Raw genomic sequence first — 15051 nt, forward strand, 5'->3', positions numbered from 1 at the left:
CGCTACCGCCGATTCCACGACGTCGAGTATGTCGTCTCGACAGCGCCTGTGCGCTCTCGCCGCCCTCGGCGTCATTGATCGACCGGCTCGACTGCGCGATCCTCGCAGTGTCGCTCGGTCTTCAGGTGTTACTTGCCCTACTTTTCCGCGTGCATGGCGACGTCGCGACCCCGCCACCGGACGGACCCGCGCGCGTAGGTCAGGAACACCGAACGCGCGAACAGCACACCGAACGCCACCAACGGCACCGGGAAGACCGCCCACGTCCACCACCGGTAGGACCCGACCCGTCGCAGGATGCTCCTGAACTGCAGTCCCAGCGCGGCCCAGCCGATCATCCACACGAACCACGGGCCGGTGACGAAAGCACGTTGTCCAGTCGCACCGGACACAATGGTCAGGAGCACGCCGACAGCGACGGCGAAGTGGCACATGATCCATGCCGCGGCACTGGCCCGGGCAGCAGGTCCAGCCTGTCCGGCACCGGAAGCGATGTTCTTCGTCCAGCCTTCGGCGAGCTGACGAAGGCCGTTCGGATACATCCGCATCCGCAGTTCCGCCCCACCCGTCAGGCACCGCACGGGAAGACCGACACGTGCGTAGGCGGTTGCCAGCTCCACGTCGTCGAGTATGGCGCCGCGGACCGCCCCATGGCCGCCGGCGCTTTCGTAGTCCACCCGCGACGTGAGCAGGCACGGACCGAACGCCATCGGCCGGCGCGTCCTCCGAGGCGCGAACTCGCCGCTACCCATGAGAGACATGACGTTGAAGTAGGCCGACAACTGTTCGTAGGCTGCGTGCACCTCGTGGTAGGGCTGCACCGAGACCAGTCCGCCGTACCTGCGGTGCGCACCGAGCAACCGCTCGACGGCGCCGGTAGCGAGCACGGTGTCCGCGTCGAGGAAGAGCAGGAGTTCCGCCTGCGTCGCGTCCGCACCCACCTGACAGGCCCAGGCCTTACCGGTCCAGCCGGCAGCCACCTCATGGACCGCCAGCACGCGGGCGCCGGTGGACGCGGCGACCTCGCCGGTGCCGTCGACGGACCCATCGTCGACCACGACAACCTCCGACACCGCGCTGCCGCCGTTGCTCAGCGAGTCCAGCAATATCGGCAGGGTGCCGGCTTCGTTGCGGGCCGGGATTACCACTGCGATCCTGCCGGCATCAGTGGCGCGGCCTTCGTCGCCCAGGCGACGCAGGTTCGCTAGTTGCCGAGCGCCGGCCGATGCACCGACTAACAGGAGCAGCAGAACAACGACAGTGGTCACGGCAACGCTGACCTGATCGGCGTCAGACACAGCGGCATACCACCGCTGGGGTGCACCGCGACGTCCGCCTGCGGGCTCGGACGGCTCCACTCGGCCGGCAGCTCGACACGGAACCTCGACACGATCCTGCTCAGGATGATGGCCATCTCACCCAGCGCGAAATCTCGGCCGATGCACAACCGCGGACCCGCACCGAAGGGCAGGTAGTTGGCGCGTGGCACCGAGCCATCGCGAAACCGCTGGGGCCGGAACCTCTCCGGGTCATTCCACGCATCGGCGCGGCGATGCAGTACCCAGGGGCTGATGATCGCGGTCGTTCCGGCCGGCACCTCCCGGCCGCCGATGAGATCGGCCGCCCGTGATCTTCGCGAGATGACCCAAGCCGGCGGATACAGGCGCAGCGCCTCGTCGATGACCGCCCGGGTCCACGGCAACACCGACCGGGTCTGCATCATCGGAACCGAACCCGGCAGCAGGGCGACCTCGCTGCGCACGCCGTCCTGCGCAGACGGGTGCTCGGCGAGCAGCATCAGCGTCCAGGACAGTGCCGCCGCAACGGTCTCGTGCCCCGCGATGACCATCGTCACCAGTTCGTCGCGGATCTCCTGGTCGGACAGACCTCCCTCGATCAGCAGGCCGAGCAGGTCGTCACCGTGCGAGCCGGCGGCCCGGCGTGCCTCGATCAACTCGAAACAGAGAACGTCCAGTTTGCGGCGTGTCGTCGTCAACCGGCGGTTGAGAGCGGACGGGATCCGCTCGGGAAGGATCGACTGCCCGAGTCGCACCACCAGTCTGGCCGCAGCGCTGGTCGCCTCGAGCAACCGATGCGCCTGCTCGGACAGATCGGTGGACAGGATGGCATCGCCCACCACGTCGAGCGCGATGCGCAGGCAAACCTCGGCCACATCGACGGTGTGCCTCCGTGGACTCCACCCGATGTGCACGTCCAAGGCGCGATCACCCGCGTCCGCCACCCGCGCCGCCAGAGAATGCAGTCGTTGATGATGGAAGGCCGGTGCCACCATCCGGCGATGCTCCAGCCAATTCGGTTCGGCCGAGGCCAGCAGGCCAGGACCGGTCACTCTCGCCAACGCGCGGTACTGAACGGTGTCCTTACTCCAGTTGCGGGCGCCCGTCTGCAGCACCCGGCGGACGTCGGCCGGATCGCTGACCAGCAGGGCCGGCGGACCGGGCACCGGAAACGCGACCAGGTCGCCGTACCGCTCCCGTGCGCGACACAGGAAGCGCAGCGGATCGGCCCGGATCGAGCGGAAACCAGTCATCATCTCCCGCGTCGACGGACCGGGAGCCCCGATGTCCAGCGGACCCTGCCTGATCCGTGCTGCAAAGCCGCTCACGATGTCGCGCAACGGCGGCGGCGACGCCCCGCCAGTGCGTCCCACACCGCACAGGTCAGCAGGATCAGCGCGAAGCCGAAACCGACATCCTCCACGGGCGCCCAGAAGAGCCGGCCGTCCCCGAGCCAGGTGATCCGTGCCGTCCCCACAATCGCGTCCCCGTCGTAGCGGACGATGCCCCGCCCGGTCAGCCACGCATTCGTCACCAGCTGGAAGGTCAGCATGATCGCGTAGGCCGCCCACCAGGTCCTGGACGTGGTCAGCCGGGTACGGGTGATCACACGATCGACACACACCGAGGCGATGACGGCGATGACGGCGAGCACCGTGTACGTCATACCGATCCCTTCCGACGTGGCCCGTTGCCGCGTGTATGGCGACTGCCGGTGAGGTGACGCACGGCTTCATAGGTGAGGATGGCCGCCAGCGGAACGACGACGAAGAACGCGATCTCCTCCAGCGGCAGTCCGCCGACCCGCCACGGCAGCGCCTGCCGGCTGTCGAAATGCCACTGTCCGGCATGAGTGGCCCACACGTCCCAGGCCACGAAGGGAGCGGACGCCAACACGATGGTCGTCAGCAGGCGTAGCGGCCGGTGCAGCACTCCCAAGCGGTAACCGAATTCCAGGGGGAGGGTGCCGGCCAGGCAGAACGCCAGCATGGCCACGTAGGAGAGGTGTCGCAGACTCATCGCGGCCACCGCCTCGGCCGGGCCGGTCCGTCGTGGTCGGTATCGGCCCGCCGCCCCGTGGATCGCACGGGTAGCGGAGCGGGCAACGGGCCGGTGGAATCGTCCCCGCGCACCGCCTTGAGCAGGACCTCCGCGCTGATCAGGCACATGGGCAGGCCGATGCCGGGCAGCGTGCTGTGACCGGCATAGAACAGACCCGCGACCCGTCGTGATCTGTTGCGTCCGCGGAAGAACGCGGACTGCCGGGCGGTGTGTGCCAGTCCCAACGCCCCACCCCTCCAGGCAAACACGTCGTCGGCGAAGTCCTGCGGGCCGATCGTACGACGGACGACGATGCGCTCGGCCAGGTCGGGCACCCCCGCCCAGGTGGCAACCTGGCGGATCGCCGCATCCGCGACGAGTTCGACTGCCCGGTCGCCGGCGCCGTCGACACCGCCGCGTCCCATTGCCGGGTCGGCGGCGACCGGAACGAGCAGGAAGAGGTTCTCGTGACCGTCCGGTGCCATGGCCGGGTCGCTGGCGGTGGTCCGACTGACGTAGATCGACGCGGGGTCGGGGATCGCCTCCGACCGGTGGATGGCGGCGAAGTGTTTCTCCCAGTCACGGGCGAAGAACAGCGAATGGTGCGCCAACTGTGGCACCTCCCCGCGCACCCCGAGCAGGACCAGCACCGCCCCCGGGCCCGGGTCGCGCCTGGACCACCACGATGCGGACCGGCTGCGTGCGGCGTCGCCGAGCAGTCGCGTCTCCACATGGTGCAGATCCGCCGCGCCGACGACGACGTCGGCGTCGACGGTCACCTGATCGTCGCCCGCGGCAAAGCTGACACCGGTGACGCGGAACCTGCGATGGTCGCGGCCCCGCCACCGACGGGCACGGACGGCCGTGTGAATCGTGGTCGCGCGGGACGAGGTGTGGATGCGGACCCCCTCCGCCTCGGCGAGCGTCACCAGCGAGTCGACCAGCGCCCGGAAGCCACCCTGCGGGTAGTAGACACCATCGACCAGATCGAGGTGGCTCATCAGGTGATAGATGCTCGGCGCGCGGGACGGCGCGGTCCCGAGGAATACGGCCGGGTAGCCGAGGATCTGCTCCAGTCGGCGGTCCCGGACATACGTGGGGATGAAACGGTCGAGTGGTTGGACCAGCATCCGCGTCAGCGGGCCGAGCCGGGTGACGACATCGCGGCGGACCAGCGGCACCATCGAGCGGTACGTCGTATAGAGGAAGCGGCGGACCGCCAGCTCGTATGTCGTCCGGGCGGATTCGAGATACGAAGCGATGCGCGGGCCCGCTCCGGGCTCGATGCCGTCGAAAAGCGCCGTCACCGCAGCCGTGCCGGAGCGCACGTCGATCGGTTCCGCGTGGCCTTCGAAGAAGGCTCGGTACGCCGGCTCCAGCCGGGTGAGCGCCAGCTCGTCGCCCGCAGCAGAACCGAGGAGTCCGAAGTAGTGCTCGAAGACGTCGGGCATCAGGTACCACGACGGGCCGGTGTCGAAGTGGAAGCCGTTCTTCGTCCAGCTGCCGACGCGGCCGCCCACGGTGGCGTTCTTCTCGTGCAGTTCCACCTCGAAACCGTCACGTGCGAGCAAGGCCGCCGATGCCAAACCGGCGACACCGCCGCCGATGACGACCACCTTCCGTGCGCCGCTCACGCTCGCCCCTGCCGTATGCCGGCCGCGAGCGCGATCCGCAGCTTGGTGGGTCCGGGCACCCGGACCCGCTGCCGCACCAGCTGCTCGGCCGGTGTGACGCGCAACCGGTGTGAGAGCTCTGCGAAGACCGCGTGCGCAGCGGCCACTGCCCGGCGGCTGCTGTTCGGAAGTTGGGCGACGGCTGCGGCGGCCTGATCCAGATCGGTGTCGATGTCGTCCAGGATCCGCTGCTTGTCGCCCTCGGTGAGGCACGCCGGGTCGATGCCGGGGAAGTAGCAGCGGCCGCGCAGGAAGTAGTCGTCGCGCAGGTCCCGCAGGAAGTTCACCTTCTGGAACGCAGCACCGAGCCGGCATGCTCCGGCCGCAAGTTCTTCGTACGCAGGACCGGCCAGCAGCTCTCCGACCGAGGAGCGTTCGCGGCCCACGGGTGCGAGAAACACCCGCAGACACATCAAGCCGACCACTTCCGCCGAGCCGTGCACGTAGCTCGCGAAACTGTCCGCGTCGTGCTCACGCACCGAGAGGTCGGTGCGCATCGACCGGAAGAAGGGCGATGTCAGGTTCGGCTGGATGCCGCATTCCCGGGCGGTGGAAGCGAACGCGTGGACAACCAGATTCGCGCTGTAACCGGTGCTGATCGCATCCTCGGTGTCCGCCTGCAGCCGGTCGAGCAGCACGCCGGCCCGCTGGGGCTGGCCGACGCCGATCGGTCCGTCCACGACTTCGTCGGCGAGACGGACCAGCGCGTAGATGTTGCGGACGTGAACCCGCACTGGTTGCTGCAGGAGTCGCGCGGCCATTCCGAACGATGAGGAGTAGGCGTTGATCATGCGTGCGGCGGCGACCTGCGCCACCGCGTCGTACGTGCGTTGCTGGTAGGGGTCGGCGTGTGGCGCCGTCCGGGTCTTCTTCACCATCGCTTCCCATTCGCCGTGCTGTGCGTCATGCGGCAGTGCTCCGCATGATGCGGCGGCTGTGCCGGGTGAGCTCGGTCAGCAGCGCCGGGTCGAGGCCGATACGCTCCGCCATTTCCTCAGCCCGCGTCAGGTGGTGCTCGGCGAGTCCTTCGACGAAACGTCGCGATCCGCAGCTCTGGAGCAGCTCGCGCACCGTCTCCGCGGCTCCCGCCTCCAAAGAGGCGTCTCCGATGTGCGGCGCGATCTTGTTCCAGACAGCGGTCGTCCGAGCGTGCGCGATCAGCGCGGTGAACTTTCCCTCGCGCAGATCGCTCAGCGCGCTCTTGCCAGTGTCGGATTCGTCCCCGAACACGCCCCGGAGGTCGTCGGCGAGCTGGAAACCGATGCCGGCGAGACGACCGACCTCCGCGAGCTGGTCGACGGTTGCTCCGGGCGCGCCGGCGAGCACCGCCCCGGCCTGCAACGGGAAGCGGAACGAATACCACGCAGTCTTCTGCTCGGCGATCGCGAGGACCTGCTCGAGGGTGGGTGCCGTAGCGCGGCATACACCGGCGGCAACGTCGTCGAGTTCTCCCGCGGCACTGACCCGTACCGCATCCTCCACCAGCGCCAGCAGCGCACGAGTCGTCGCAGCGTCTGCGCCACACAGCGCCACCAGGTGTATGGCGCGGGCCAGTGCGAGGTCTCCGGCGAGTATGCCGGCCGCGACGCCGAGAGTGACCGCGCCCTCCTCGCGCGCGCCACGCACCCGTGCCGTGTCAGCGAAGACCCCGGACACGTTGGCCGATCCCCGCCGCACGACATCCCGATCGATGACGTCGTCGTGGATCACCAACGCGGTGTGCAGCAACTCCACTGCAGCACCGACGCGGGCGACCACCTCATCATCATCGCCGCCGCAGCACTCGTACGCCGCGAACAGCAGTGTCGACCGCAGCTTCTCGCCGCCGCGGCCCGTTCGTCCCAGTTGCTGCCACAGCTCGTGCGTATCGGCACTCTCTTCTGTCGAGCGCCGCAGGCCGTCGGCGACAAACCGGTCCAACTCGACGTCGAGTCGGGCGCGCCAACCACTCGCTCGCGCCGCACGGTCGACCGGTGCCTCGCCCTGTTCATGGTTCACTGCTCTGCCTCCCTGCAGCTATCGAATCCGCCGGCTCTCAACTGATGAACGGCCGATCCGGGTGCTCGGGGTCTCCCGCCGAGCCGGGTCGCTCGGGCACGCCACTGACGCCGTCCTGCTGCGCGAGCACATCGCCGCCCGTGGTGACGATGTCCAGCCTGGCGTCCTGTACCCCGAAGAGCTGCTCGGCGATCATCTTGACCTGTACCGGCGGCATCGGCGTTTCCAGGCGATCGAACTCCTCGCTCAGGACCTTTGTGAGTTCGTCAACGTCCTCATGCGCTCCAGACGCTGCTCGGGTCAGGACGCTGAGGTACTGCCTCAGTTGGGCATCCTCGAGAGAGGCCACGAATCGCTCGTCCAGGACCAGGACGCGGCCCGTGGGGAGATCGGTGGGTCGTCCGGACGGGGACGGATCGGCGTGCATCGGGTGCTCCTTGTCATCGTGCGCGGTCTCTGGCGAGATATGGATCCCGACGCCGCGTTCGGCTGGATGGGTCATCACAGGCTCCCGATCAGGTGATCGATGGTGACGAATAGGACGACGCGCTCCGGGTTGGGCCTGGGGACCCGGAAACGCTCGGCGTAAACCTTCTCGGCGTGCTGGACCGACTCGTCGTCAGTCAGTACTTCGGCGGTTCCATTTGCAGTGCACCAACGGCGCCCGTCGACCTGGCACACGGAGACCCAGGGCTCGTCGCCGGCTTCGGTCACGTTGCGCACCTTCCGGGACCGGCGCGAGGCCAGGATCCGCAGCGCCCCGTTGTCCGCGTCGAGCACGGGTGCCACCGGGACCGTGTGCGGTCGACCGTCGGATGTCAGCGTCGTCAGGGTCGCGAGATGACGCTCAGCCCAGAACTCCTGGACCTCGGGGTCGCCCAGGGGCAACCGGTGCGTGCTTCGACGCCGCGGTGTCGTGGCGTCCGCTGCCGATCGCTCCGTCATGCGGTCTCTCCGTCGGGCTGGATCCACTGCTTCGTGACGGACCACACGCGTGAACCATCCAGATCCGCCAGCGGCGTGGTGACGAACCGGCGTACCGCATCGGACTTCTGCCGGCGGACGACGAAGTCCTCGCTGGCCACGGTCGACACTGACTGCATGAAGCCCTCGACGGCGAATTTGGCGTCGCAGTAGGCACCTGCGAACGGATGCCCGACCACCCCGCCGACCATTTCGACGGCAGCGTGCAGACCCATCCCCGAGGACGTCCCGGTGATCAGAGCTGGCCGCGTCCTCATCGCTGGCTCCCCCGGTCGGCTTTGGAGGCCCGCACGTGCTCGTAGCGACCGAGCGCGTCTCGTCGTTCGTGGTCGTGATCCACGACCGGAGCCGGGTATCCGTGCGCGTGGCCCTCCGGATGCTTCCACGGCGCATGCACGTCCGCGCCGTTCAGGTGCCGCAACTCCGGCACCCATGCGCGCACGTAGTCGCCGTCGGGGTCGAACCGCTCACCCTGCCGCACCGGGTTGAAGACCCGGTGGAATGGGGCGGCGTCGGTGCCGGTGCCGGCAACCCACTGCCAGCCGTGGTTGTTCGACGCCAGATCGCCGTCGATCAGGTGCTCCATGAAATAGCGCGCGCCCTCACCCCACCACCGGTGCAGGTCCTTGGTGAAGAAGCTGGCCGTCACCATGCGGACCCGGTTGTGCATCCACCCCGTCGCGTTGAGCTGCCGCATGCCGGCGTCCACCAGCGGATAGCCGGTCCGGCCCTCCTGCCAGGCGCGCACCAGTTCCTCGGCGTTGTCGTCGCTGTCCCTATCGGCGTCGCGTCTGGCGTGGGCCGGAGCGTCATACAAGGGCGACATACCGGACGTCATGTCGTGCCAGGCACTTTCGGGCGCCCGCCACAGCACGTCGGCGTAGAACTCGCGCCAGGCGAGCTCGGTGCGGAAGCGGTCGGCCGACCGGCTCCGGCGGCGGCTCAGGTCGTGCAGCAGGGTCCGCGGATGGATCGCACCGACCTTCAGGTGGGGCGACAACCGGCTGGTGCCGTCGAGATCCGGCCGGTCGCGATCCTCGTCATATAGACCGATCGAGTCGTGCAGGAACTCCGCCCAGCGTGCCCGCGCCGCGTCCTCGCCGGCGTCCGGCAGCGGCACCGGACAGTCCTGCACCGCCTGCTTCAGAGTCGTGAGCGCGTCGGTGTCGTCCGCGCCGTCGATCAGCTGCAGACCCTGGGGATCGGGTGCCGGCGCGGGCCAGCCGTGCGACCGCCAGGCGCGGGAGAACGGCGTGAAAACCTTGTACGACTGGCCGCTGTCGCGGGTCACCAGGCCGGGGCCGACGGCGTACGGCGTGCCGGTCGCCACCATGTCAATGTCCCGTTCGTGCAGCGTCGCGGCCACCCGGTCGTCGCGCCGGACCGCCCAGGGCGTGGTCTCCCGTGTGTAGTGCACGGCGGACACGGCGTGTTCGCCGCACAGGGCGGTCAGCACGGTGTCGGGCCGGCCGGCTCGCACCAAGAGGCGCCCGTCGAAGGCGTCTCGTGTCGCCAGTACCGTGGCGGCGAGCCAACCGCGTCGTACCGGCCCGGCGGCTTCCCACAGACGCGGTTCGATGACGAACACCGGCAGCACAGGGCCGCCGGCCGCTGCCTCCTGCAGCGCCGGATGGTCGCTCCGGCGCAGGTCCCTCCGCAGCCACAGAATGCTCGACATCACGCCCTCCCGTCGGCGCCTGATCGAAGGTGCTCTCCGAGCCGTTGCAGCACCCATGTCACCGCGCTGTCGGTGTCCTGTCGGAACTGTCGGCTGTCGGCCCAGAGGTGCAGGTAGAACGCTTGGGTGAGTTCCTGTGCCCCCGAGGTGTCCTCTGCCGCGCGGCACGCGAGTGGATAGACCCATCCGATCGTCTCGTCATAGAGAACGCCCATAGCGGTGACCTCGCTGGCCGCGCATTGGGTGAGCAGCGCACCGAGACGCTGCCCGCGCGACTGGGCTGGCCCGTGCCGGGACAGTGATGAGAGGCGAACCCGCGGTTCGCCGACCGGCATGCCGGTTCGACGTCGTTCGCCGTTGACTCGACCGGTGAGCATGCCAATAGCTTACACAAAATAACGAACTTGTAAAAGGTTTCGTACAAGGTAAGCTTGCGGTATGACCTACACGATCGGTGAGATCGCCGAGCTCACCGGCGTACCCGCAGTGACACTGCGAGCGTGGGAGAACCGCTACGGAGTCGTGCAGCCCGACCGCACCGCGTCGTCATACCGGCAATATGACGAGCACGACCTCGAGATCCTTCATCGAATGCGTGCTCTGGTGGACTCGGGCGTCCCGCCACGACGAGCAGCGCGTCTGGCTGCTTCACCGGCCAGCCAATCTCCGCGGTCCTTGGGCAGTGTTCCGGGCGCCGCCATACAGGACGTGACGGCGCTGGCGCGTGCCGGAGCAGCCTTGGACAACGATGCGCTTCGTCGGGTCCTGGACGAAGCTTTCGCGGTCACGTCGATCGAGACGGCCGTCGACTCCTGGCTCGTGCCGAGCATGCATCAGGTCGGACGGTTCTGGGAGTCTGGCAAGTTGGACGTCGTCTCCGAGCATCTGGTCAGCGCCGCGGTCATGCGCAAGTTGTCGGCGCTGTTCGACACGACGCCGGCACACGGTCCGCGCGTGGTGGTCGGCCTACCGGCCACCAACCGGCACGAGCTCCCTGCCCTCGCCTTCGCTCTGCTCCTGCAACGCCTGGGCACTGAGGTTCTGTATGTCGGTTCTGATGTGCCGGAGTCCTGCTGGACGCGCCTGGCCGAGGTGTGGCGACCCGACGCCGCGGTGATCAGCGTCGCCAGAGACCACGACATCGCCCCGGCCAACGTCGCCGTCCGCACTCTGGTCGGCGCCGGGATCGGAACCGTCTACGTCGGCGGTAGCGAGGCTCACCATGTCGACGGGGCGATCCCCCTGATGTCGTCCCTCACGGCATCGGCACAGACCGTCGCTGCGGCGCTCCTGCACCGCAGCCGGTCGCCACGGCCACAGGTTGCACGCTGATCCCGATGGCCACCATCCAGAGCCAGGAGCACTGTCGATGAACATCACCAGGAGTTTCTTCGTCCGCGCCGAACCGCAGGTGGCGCGCACATACCTGCAGGATTTCAGCCACGCAACAAAGTGGGATCCTGGCACCCAGCGGTGCGAACGCCTCGACAGCGGATCGATCGCGGTGGGAAGTCGCTGGCGCAACGAGTCCCGCTTTCTGGGCCGGCCGGTGACGCTGATTTACGTCTTGGCCCGCTTGGACGAGAACCGCGTCGTGTTCGAGGGCTCCAACGACTCCGCCGGCTCGCGCGACGACATACAGCTCGCGCCGGCGCCGGAAGGCGGCACCCGCATCACCTACACCGCCACCATCACCCTGCGCAGCCGGCTGCATGTCGTCCTCGATCCGCTGCTGCAGCTGTTCATGCGACCGGTCGCCGACAAGACGGTCGACCGCATGACCACGGTCCTCAACGGTCTTCGCTGATGGCGGGACCGGTGCGTGCGGCAGGCCCATGGCGGCCGGTGAGCGCCCACCCCGCCCGGTCGGCCTCGGGTTGATGCCGATGGTCGTGTTCGTGAACCCGGTGCGGGAGGTGCGCTCGTTCGTGCGGGCGGCGCTGGTCGTGCCGGTGCCGCGCGACCACCGGGAGACCGACGCGGCGTTCCGGCGGCGACGGATCGTGGCGCTGGCCACGTTGGTCGTGGGTGCGGCGCTGCTCGCGGCGGCGTTGCGCATCCCGGCGGGCGATCCCTCCTTCTACCTGGCGACGGCGGTGTTGGCCGCCGTCTGGACGGTGGGCGGCCTGCTCTCGGGTCCGCTGCACGTGGGGCGCGCGCACACCCGGGCCGGATCCGACCGGGCCCGGCCGGTGGTGCAGTCGCTTGCGCTCGGTGCGCTGCTGCTGACCGTCTTCCTGGCCGGCGGCCTGCTGGTGTCTCACGTGCTGGCGTTGCGCGACCCGGTGGTGCGGCTGCTGGACCACGCCCGGCTGGGCTCGTTGCCGGCGATCGTGCTGATCACCGCGGCCAACGGGGTCGCGGAGGAGATCTACTTCCGCGGGGCGCTGTATGCCGCCGTCGGACGGCGATATCCCGTGCTCGTCTCGACCGCGGTCTACTCTCTGGCCACGGCCGGCAGCGGCATACCGTTGCTGGTGCTCGCGGCGGCCGCGCTCGGCCTGCTGACCGGTCTGCAACGCCGTGTCACCGGCGGCATCCTCGCCCCGATCATCACCCATCTGATCTGGTCGCTGGGCATGCTGCTCCTCTTACCCGTCGTCCTACCCACAGGAGGTTGAACCATGGCACTCGTGCTGGTCACCGGCGCGACCGGTTACATCGGCGGACAGCTCGTTCCGGAACTGCTGCAGCGGGGGCACACGGTCCGCGTGCTCACCCGTCATACGTCCGGACTCAGCGGGCAGTCGTGGTCGGGACAGGTCGAGGTGGTCGAGGCTGACGCGTCCCGCGCGGCCGACTGCCGTAGCGCGCTGGACGGGGTCGAGACGGCCTACTACCTGCTGCACTCGATGGACGGCCGGGGCGACTTCCGGCGGCGCGACCGGGCGATGGCGCAGACCTTCGCCGACGCGGCGGCCGACGCCGGGATCGCCCGGGTGGTCTACCTCAGCGGGCTGCACCCCGAAGGTGAGCTCTCGGACCACCTGGCGTCCCGGGTCGAGGTCGGGCGGGTCTTCCTGGACGGTCCGATCCCGGCCGTGGTGCTGCAGGCCGGTGTGGTGCTGGGCAACGGGTCCGCATCGTTCGACATGCTGCGGCACCTGACCGAGCGGCTGCCGGCGATGGTGGCGCCGCGCTGGGTCGACAACCGGATCCAGCCGGTCGCGGTCGCGGACGTGGTGCACTACCTGGCCGGCGCGGCGGAGCTGCCCGCCGACACCAACCGCACCTTCGACATCGGCGGCCCGGAGGTGCTGACCTACGCGCAGATGATGCAGCGGTATGCCCAGATCGTCGGCCTGCGGCCACGACGGATCATCAGCGTGCCGGTGCTGACGCCCCGGCTGGCCGGATTGTGGGTCGAGGTCGTCACGCCGATCTCCGCGGGGATCGCCCGGCCGCTGGTCGGCAGCCTGGTGCACGACGCGATCTGCCAGGAGGACGACGTGCTCGACGCGATCGGGCCGCCCCCGCGGGGCCGGACCGGCTTCGCCGACGCGATCCGGGCGGCGGTCACCGACCTGGAGCCGCACCGGTGGATCCGCACGCTGGCCCGCACGTCGGCGGTCGTCGGCACGGCCGCGGTCGCCGGTTCGCTGCTGACCACACCGGATTCGCCGTGGTACCGCCGGCTGGACAAGCCCGCCTGGCAGCCGCCGCCGGCGGCGTTCCCCACCGTGTGGACGCTGCTGTACGCCACCACGGCGGTGGCCACCGCCCGCAGCAGCGCGGAGCTCGCCGAGACCGGCCACCCGGCCCGGAGCCGGCAACTGGAGCAGGCGCTGGCGGCCAACATGGTGCTCAACGCCGGCTGGACCGCGCTGTTCTTCCGGGGCCACCGACCCTGGCCGGCGGCCGTCGAATGCGCTGTCCTCACTGCCAGTTCGGCCGACCTGGCCCGCCGGGCGGGCGCCACGGGCCGGGGAAAGGCAGCCGGCATCGGGCTGTATGCCGGGTGGTGCCTCTTCGCCACCGCGCTGACCGGGTCGATCGCGCGACGAAATGGCCGGCGGTGATTGTGCGGTACGAACCGGTCGGCGCGCTCGCCGATGCCTCCGCTGTGCGCGTCACGAACCGGCACAGATCGTCAAACTCTCGTCGTACACCGCGACGAGCACGACCATCTCCTGCTGCTCGTCCCGGGCGACTGAAGGAGCTGCCGTCCGATCCCGCGCGAACACCTCGGCCTGACAAGGCTGTCGACCTCGGACGCCGCGATGCCACCGCGTTTGAGCGTGTCACCATCACACCGTTCTGCTGTGGCTTCGCGGCTCAGGCGGATCGAAAAATTTACGGCGGGCGCAGGCTGTGTTGGTCCGGCATACGATGCGGGTATGGCGGAGAACCATTCGTACCCCGTGGCTTTGAGCTGGCAAGGCTCCACCGGTGAGGGGTATGACGCCTACTCCCGTGAGCACCGGGTCGGACCTGCAGGACTGGCCGGGATGAAGTTGTCCGCGGACCCGCACTTCGGCGGTGATCCAGCCGTGGCCAACCCCGAGCACCTGCTCGTGATGGCGGCGAGCAGTTGTCAGTTGCTGTCGTTCCTCGCGGTCGCAGCGCGGGCCCGGCTGGACGTCGTCGACTATGCCGATGCAGCGGAAGGCACCATGCCGCAAGGAAATTCGCCGATGTCGGTCACGACGATCACGCTGCGACCGGTGGTCACGCTCGCGACCGGCAGCCGGTTGGATCAGCTGGAGCGCCTCACCCGGATAGCCCACGAGCAGTGCTTCATCGCCAACTCGCTGCGGTCCCTGATATCGATCGACGCGCGCTTCGTGATCGACGGCGAGGACGTCGCTCGGGTCAACCTCTGACCGGCAGGCCAAGCGCCCGCCAGGCCGCGAAACCGCCGACGACATGGGCGACCTGTCGCGCTCCGGAGCTGGCGAGCGCTTCGGCGACGGCCGGTGCCGCCGAGCCGTCGTGGCAGAGGACGATGATCCGACGACCCGGCACGCCGGCCGGTGCCTCGGTGACCTGCGCGCGGTGCATCGACCCTGCGGGCACACCCGGCCCGGCATCGCCGTCGGCGGCACGCAGCGCGGGAGGTCGTATGTCGAGGAGTGTGCCGCGCTGCCACAGCAACTCCTGGAACGCCGCGCGCGGACTGAGCTGCTGCACCGTCGACGTCGCAGCGGACTGCGCCGTCGACGTCGACCGATGCGCGGCGGGCCGAGCCGCGAAAAGCTCGGACTGCCAGGACATCTCGGCAGGGGCGGTGATCGTCATACGACGGGTCCGTGGTGGTGACCCGGTGGAGCGGCGACCGACGAGCAATTGCAAAACAGAATACGTGGCATAAGCACACGTTACTGAAACATGGTGGCTGCGCCAACTGGTGCCGTCCGCATCGCGAAACATCCGGCGACGC

Annotated in this window: 18 protein-coding genes; 5 read left to right on the plus strand and 13 right to left on the minus strand. The window is 69.1% G+C overall.

Going from position 1 to position 15051, the window contains the following annotated elements; genetic code table 11:
* Positions 1 to 137 precede the first annotated feature (137 nt).
* The 12 genes from ACSZL9_RS12605 to ACSZL9_RS12660 are packed head-to-tail and all read right to left on the minus strand — an operon-like array spanning position 138 to position 10048.
* A complete protein-coding gene (locus ACSZL9_RS12605; protein WP_446665858.1) occupies positions 138 to 1298 on the minus strand; it encodes a glycosyltransferase in 1161 nt (386 codons plus the stop codon).
* Positions 1265 to 2671 (minus strand): cytochrome P450, encoded by a 1407-nt coding sequence (locus tag ACSZL9_RS12610; protein ID WP_446665859.1) that lies wholly within the window; start codon positions 2669 to 2671, stop codon positions 1265 to 1267. The genes ACSZL9_RS12605 and ACSZL9_RS12610 overlap by 34 nt, the downstream gene beginning before the upstream one ends.
* Positions 2623 to 2964, minus strand: coding sequence for a hypothetical protein (locus ACSZL9_RS12615; RefSeq protein WP_446665860.1), 342 nt, complete (start codon positions 2962 to 2964; stop codon positions 2623 to 2625). Before ACSZL9_RS12615 ends, ACSZL9_RS12610 begins: the two co-directional genes overlap by 49 nt.
* On the minus strand, positions 2961 to 3317 hold the full coding sequence (locus tag ACSZL9_RS12620) for a lycopene cyclase domain-containing protein (protein ID WP_229749522.1): 357 nt from the start codon (positions 3315 to 3317) through the stop codon (positions 2961 to 2963). Before ACSZL9_RS12620 ends, ACSZL9_RS12615 begins: the two co-directional genes overlap by 4 nt.
* The gene (gene crtI / locus ACSZL9_RS12625; RefSeq protein WP_446665862.1) at positions 3314 to 4972 is read right to left on the minus strand and encodes a phytoene desaturase family protein; all 1659 of its coding nucleotides are present in this window, start codon (positions 4970 to 4972) and stop codon (positions 3314 to 3316) included. The genes ACSZL9_RS12620 and crtI overlap by 4 nt, the downstream gene beginning before the upstream one ends.
* A complete protein-coding gene (locus tag ACSZL9_RS12630) occupies positions 4969 to 5889 on the minus strand; it encodes a phytoene/squalene synthase family protein (RefSeq protein WP_446665863.1) in 921 nt (306 codons plus the stop codon). The genes crtI and ACSZL9_RS12630 overlap by 4 nt, the downstream gene beginning before the upstream one ends.
* A gap of 25 nt (positions 5890 to 5914) precedes the next feature.
* Positions 5915 to 7009, minus strand: a complete 1095-nt coding sequence (locus ACSZL9_RS12635) for a polyprenyl synthetase family protein (RefSeq protein WP_446665864.1) — start codon at positions 7007 to 7009, stop codon at positions 5915 to 5917.
* A 37-nt stretch (positions 7010 to 7046) separates the two neighbouring features.
* Positions 7047 to 7511, minus strand: a complete 465-nt coding sequence (locus tag ACSZL9_RS12640) for a hypothetical protein (RefSeq protein ID WP_446665865.1) — start codon at positions 7509 to 7511, stop codon at positions 7047 to 7049.
* Entirely contained in the window at positions 7511 to 7954 is a 444-nt protein-coding gene (locus tag ACSZL9_RS12645; RefSeq protein WP_188836156.1) for a pyridoxamine 5'-phosphate oxidase family protein, read from the minus strand. Before ACSZL9_RS12645 ends, ACSZL9_RS12640 begins: the two co-directional genes overlap by 1 nt.
* Positions 7951 to 8250, minus strand: a complete 300-nt coding sequence (locus ACSZL9_RS12650) for a hypothetical protein (protein ID WP_188836157.1) — start codon at positions 8248 to 8250, stop codon at positions 7951 to 7953. Before ACSZL9_RS12650 ends, ACSZL9_RS12645 begins: the two co-directional genes overlap by 4 nt.
* Entirely contained in the window at positions 8247 to 9671 is a 1425-nt protein-coding gene (locus ACSZL9_RS12655; RefSeq protein WP_188836158.1) for a cryptochrome/photolyase family protein, read from the minus strand. Before ACSZL9_RS12655 ends, ACSZL9_RS12650 begins: the two co-directional genes overlap by 4 nt.
* Positions 9671 to 10048 (minus strand): hypothetical protein, encoded by a 378-nt coding sequence (locus ACSZL9_RS12660; protein ID WP_446665866.1) that lies wholly within the window; start codon positions 10046 to 10048, stop codon positions 9671 to 9673. The genes ACSZL9_RS12655 and ACSZL9_RS12660 overlap by 1 nt, the downstream gene beginning before the upstream one ends.
* Before the next feature lie 61 nt (positions 10049 to 10109).
* On the opposite strand from ACSZL9_RS12660, the gene ACSZL9_RS12665 reads away from it, so the two are divergent.
* The 5 genes from ACSZL9_RS12665 (at position 10110) to ACSZL9_RS12685 (ending at position 14494) form a co-directional block, all read left to right on the plus strand.
* A complete protein-coding gene (locus ACSZL9_RS12665) occupies positions 10110 to 11003 on the plus strand; it encodes a MerR family transcriptional regulator (protein ID WP_188836160.1) in 894 nt (297 codons plus the stop codon).
* A gap of 37 nt (positions 11004 to 11040) precedes the next feature.
* Positions 11041 to 11478 carry an SRPBCC family protein gene (locus tag ACSZL9_RS12670; protein ID WP_188836161.1) on the plus strand — a complete coding sequence of 146 codons (438 nt, stop codon included), beginning with the start codon at positions 11041 to 11043 and terminating at the stop codon, positions 11476 to 11478.
* A 79-nt stretch (positions 11479 to 11557) separates the two neighbouring features.
* Positions 11558 to 12292 (plus strand): CPBP family intramembrane glutamic endopeptidase, encoded by a 735-nt coding sequence (locus ACSZL9_RS12675; RefSeq protein ID WP_446665867.1) that lies wholly within the window; start codon positions 11558 to 11560, stop codon positions 12290 to 12292.
* Positions 12293 to 12295: 3 nt separating this feature from the next.
* Positions 12296 to 13690 carry a tryptophan-rich sensory protein gene (locus ACSZL9_RS12680; RefSeq protein ID WP_446665868.1) on the plus strand — a complete coding sequence of 465 codons (1395 nt, stop codon included), beginning with the start codon at positions 12296 to 12298 and terminating at the stop codon, positions 13688 to 13690.
* 318 nt (positions 13691 to 14008) lie between these two features.
* A complete protein-coding gene (locus ACSZL9_RS12685) occupies positions 14009 to 14494 on the plus strand; it encodes an OsmC family protein (protein ID WP_446665869.1) in 486 nt (161 codons plus the stop codon).
* Here ACSZL9_RS12685 and ACSZL9_RS12690 read toward each other — a convergent pair.
* On the minus strand, positions 14484 to 14909 hold the full coding sequence (locus ACSZL9_RS12690) for a rhodanese-like domain-containing protein (protein WP_446665870.1): 426 nt from the start codon (positions 14907 to 14909) through the stop codon (positions 14484 to 14486). The two genes, ACSZL9_RS12685 and ACSZL9_RS12690, sit on opposite strands and share 11 nt — an antisense overlap.
* Positions 14910 to 15051: the final 142 nt, after the last annotated feature.

The sequence above is a fragment of the Flexivirga sp. B27 genome, from assembly GCF_052905685.1.

Excerpts from the sequence above, each read along its gene's own strand:
- ACSZL9_RS12615 (WP_446665860.1), bottom strand. The coding sequence starts at position 2,964 with ATGACGTACACGGTGCTCGCCGTCATCGCCGTCATCGCCTCGGTGTGT.
- ACSZL9_RS12620 (WP_229749522.1), bottom strand. The coding sequence starts at position 3,317 with ATGAGTCTGCGACACCTCTCCTACGTGGCCATGCTGGCGTTCTGCCTG.
- ACSZL9_RS12630 (WP_446665863.1), bottom strand. The coding sequence starts at position 5,889 with ATGGTGAAGAAGACCCGGACGGCGCCACACGCCGACCCCTACCAGCAA.
- ACSZL9_RS12640 (WP_446665865.1), bottom strand. The coding sequence starts at position 7,511 with ATGACCCATCCAGCCGAACGCGGCGTCGGGATCCATATCTCGCCAGAG.
- ACSZL9_RS12645 (WP_188836156.1), bottom strand. The coding sequence starts at position 7,954 with ATGACGGAGCGATCGGCAGCGGACGCCACGACACCGCGGCGTCGAAGC.
- ACSZL9_RS12650 (WP_188836157.1), bottom strand. The coding sequence starts at position 8,250 with ATGAGGACGCGGCCAGCTCTGATCACCGGGACGTCCTCGGGGATGGGT.
- ACSZL9_RS12655 (WP_188836158.1), bottom strand. The coding sequence starts at position 9,671 with ATGTCGAGCATTCTGTGGCTGCGGAGGGACCTGCGCCGGAGCGACCAT.
- ACSZL9_RS12660 (WP_446665866.1), bottom strand. The coding sequence starts at position 10,048 with ATGCTCACCGGTCGAGTCAACGGCGAACGACGTCGAACCGGCATGCCG.
- ACSZL9_RS12665 (WP_188836160.1), top strand. The coding sequence starts at position 10,110 with ATGACCTACACGATCGGTGAGATCGCCGAGCTCACCGGCGTACCCGCA.
- ACSZL9_RS12670 (WP_188836161.1), top strand. The coding sequence starts at position 11,041 with ATGAACATCACCAGGAGTTTCTTCGTCCGCGCCGAACCGCAGGTGGCG.
- ACSZL9_RS12675 (WP_446665867.1), top strand. The coding sequence starts at position 11,558 with ATGGTCGTGTTCGTGAACCCGGTGCGGGAGGTGCGCTCGTTCGTGCGG.
- ACSZL9_RS12680 (WP_446665868.1), top strand. The coding sequence starts at position 12,296 with ATGGCACTCGTGCTGGTCACCGGCGCGACCGGTTACATCGGCGGACAG.
- ACSZL9_RS12685 (WP_446665869.1), top strand. The coding sequence starts at position 14,009 with ATGGCGGAGAACCATTCGTACCCCGTGGCTTTGAGCTGGCAAGGCTCC.
- ACSZL9_RS12690 (WP_446665870.1), bottom strand. The coding sequence starts at position 14,909 with ATGACGATCACCGCCCCTGCCGAGATGTCCTGGCAGTCCGAGCTTTTC.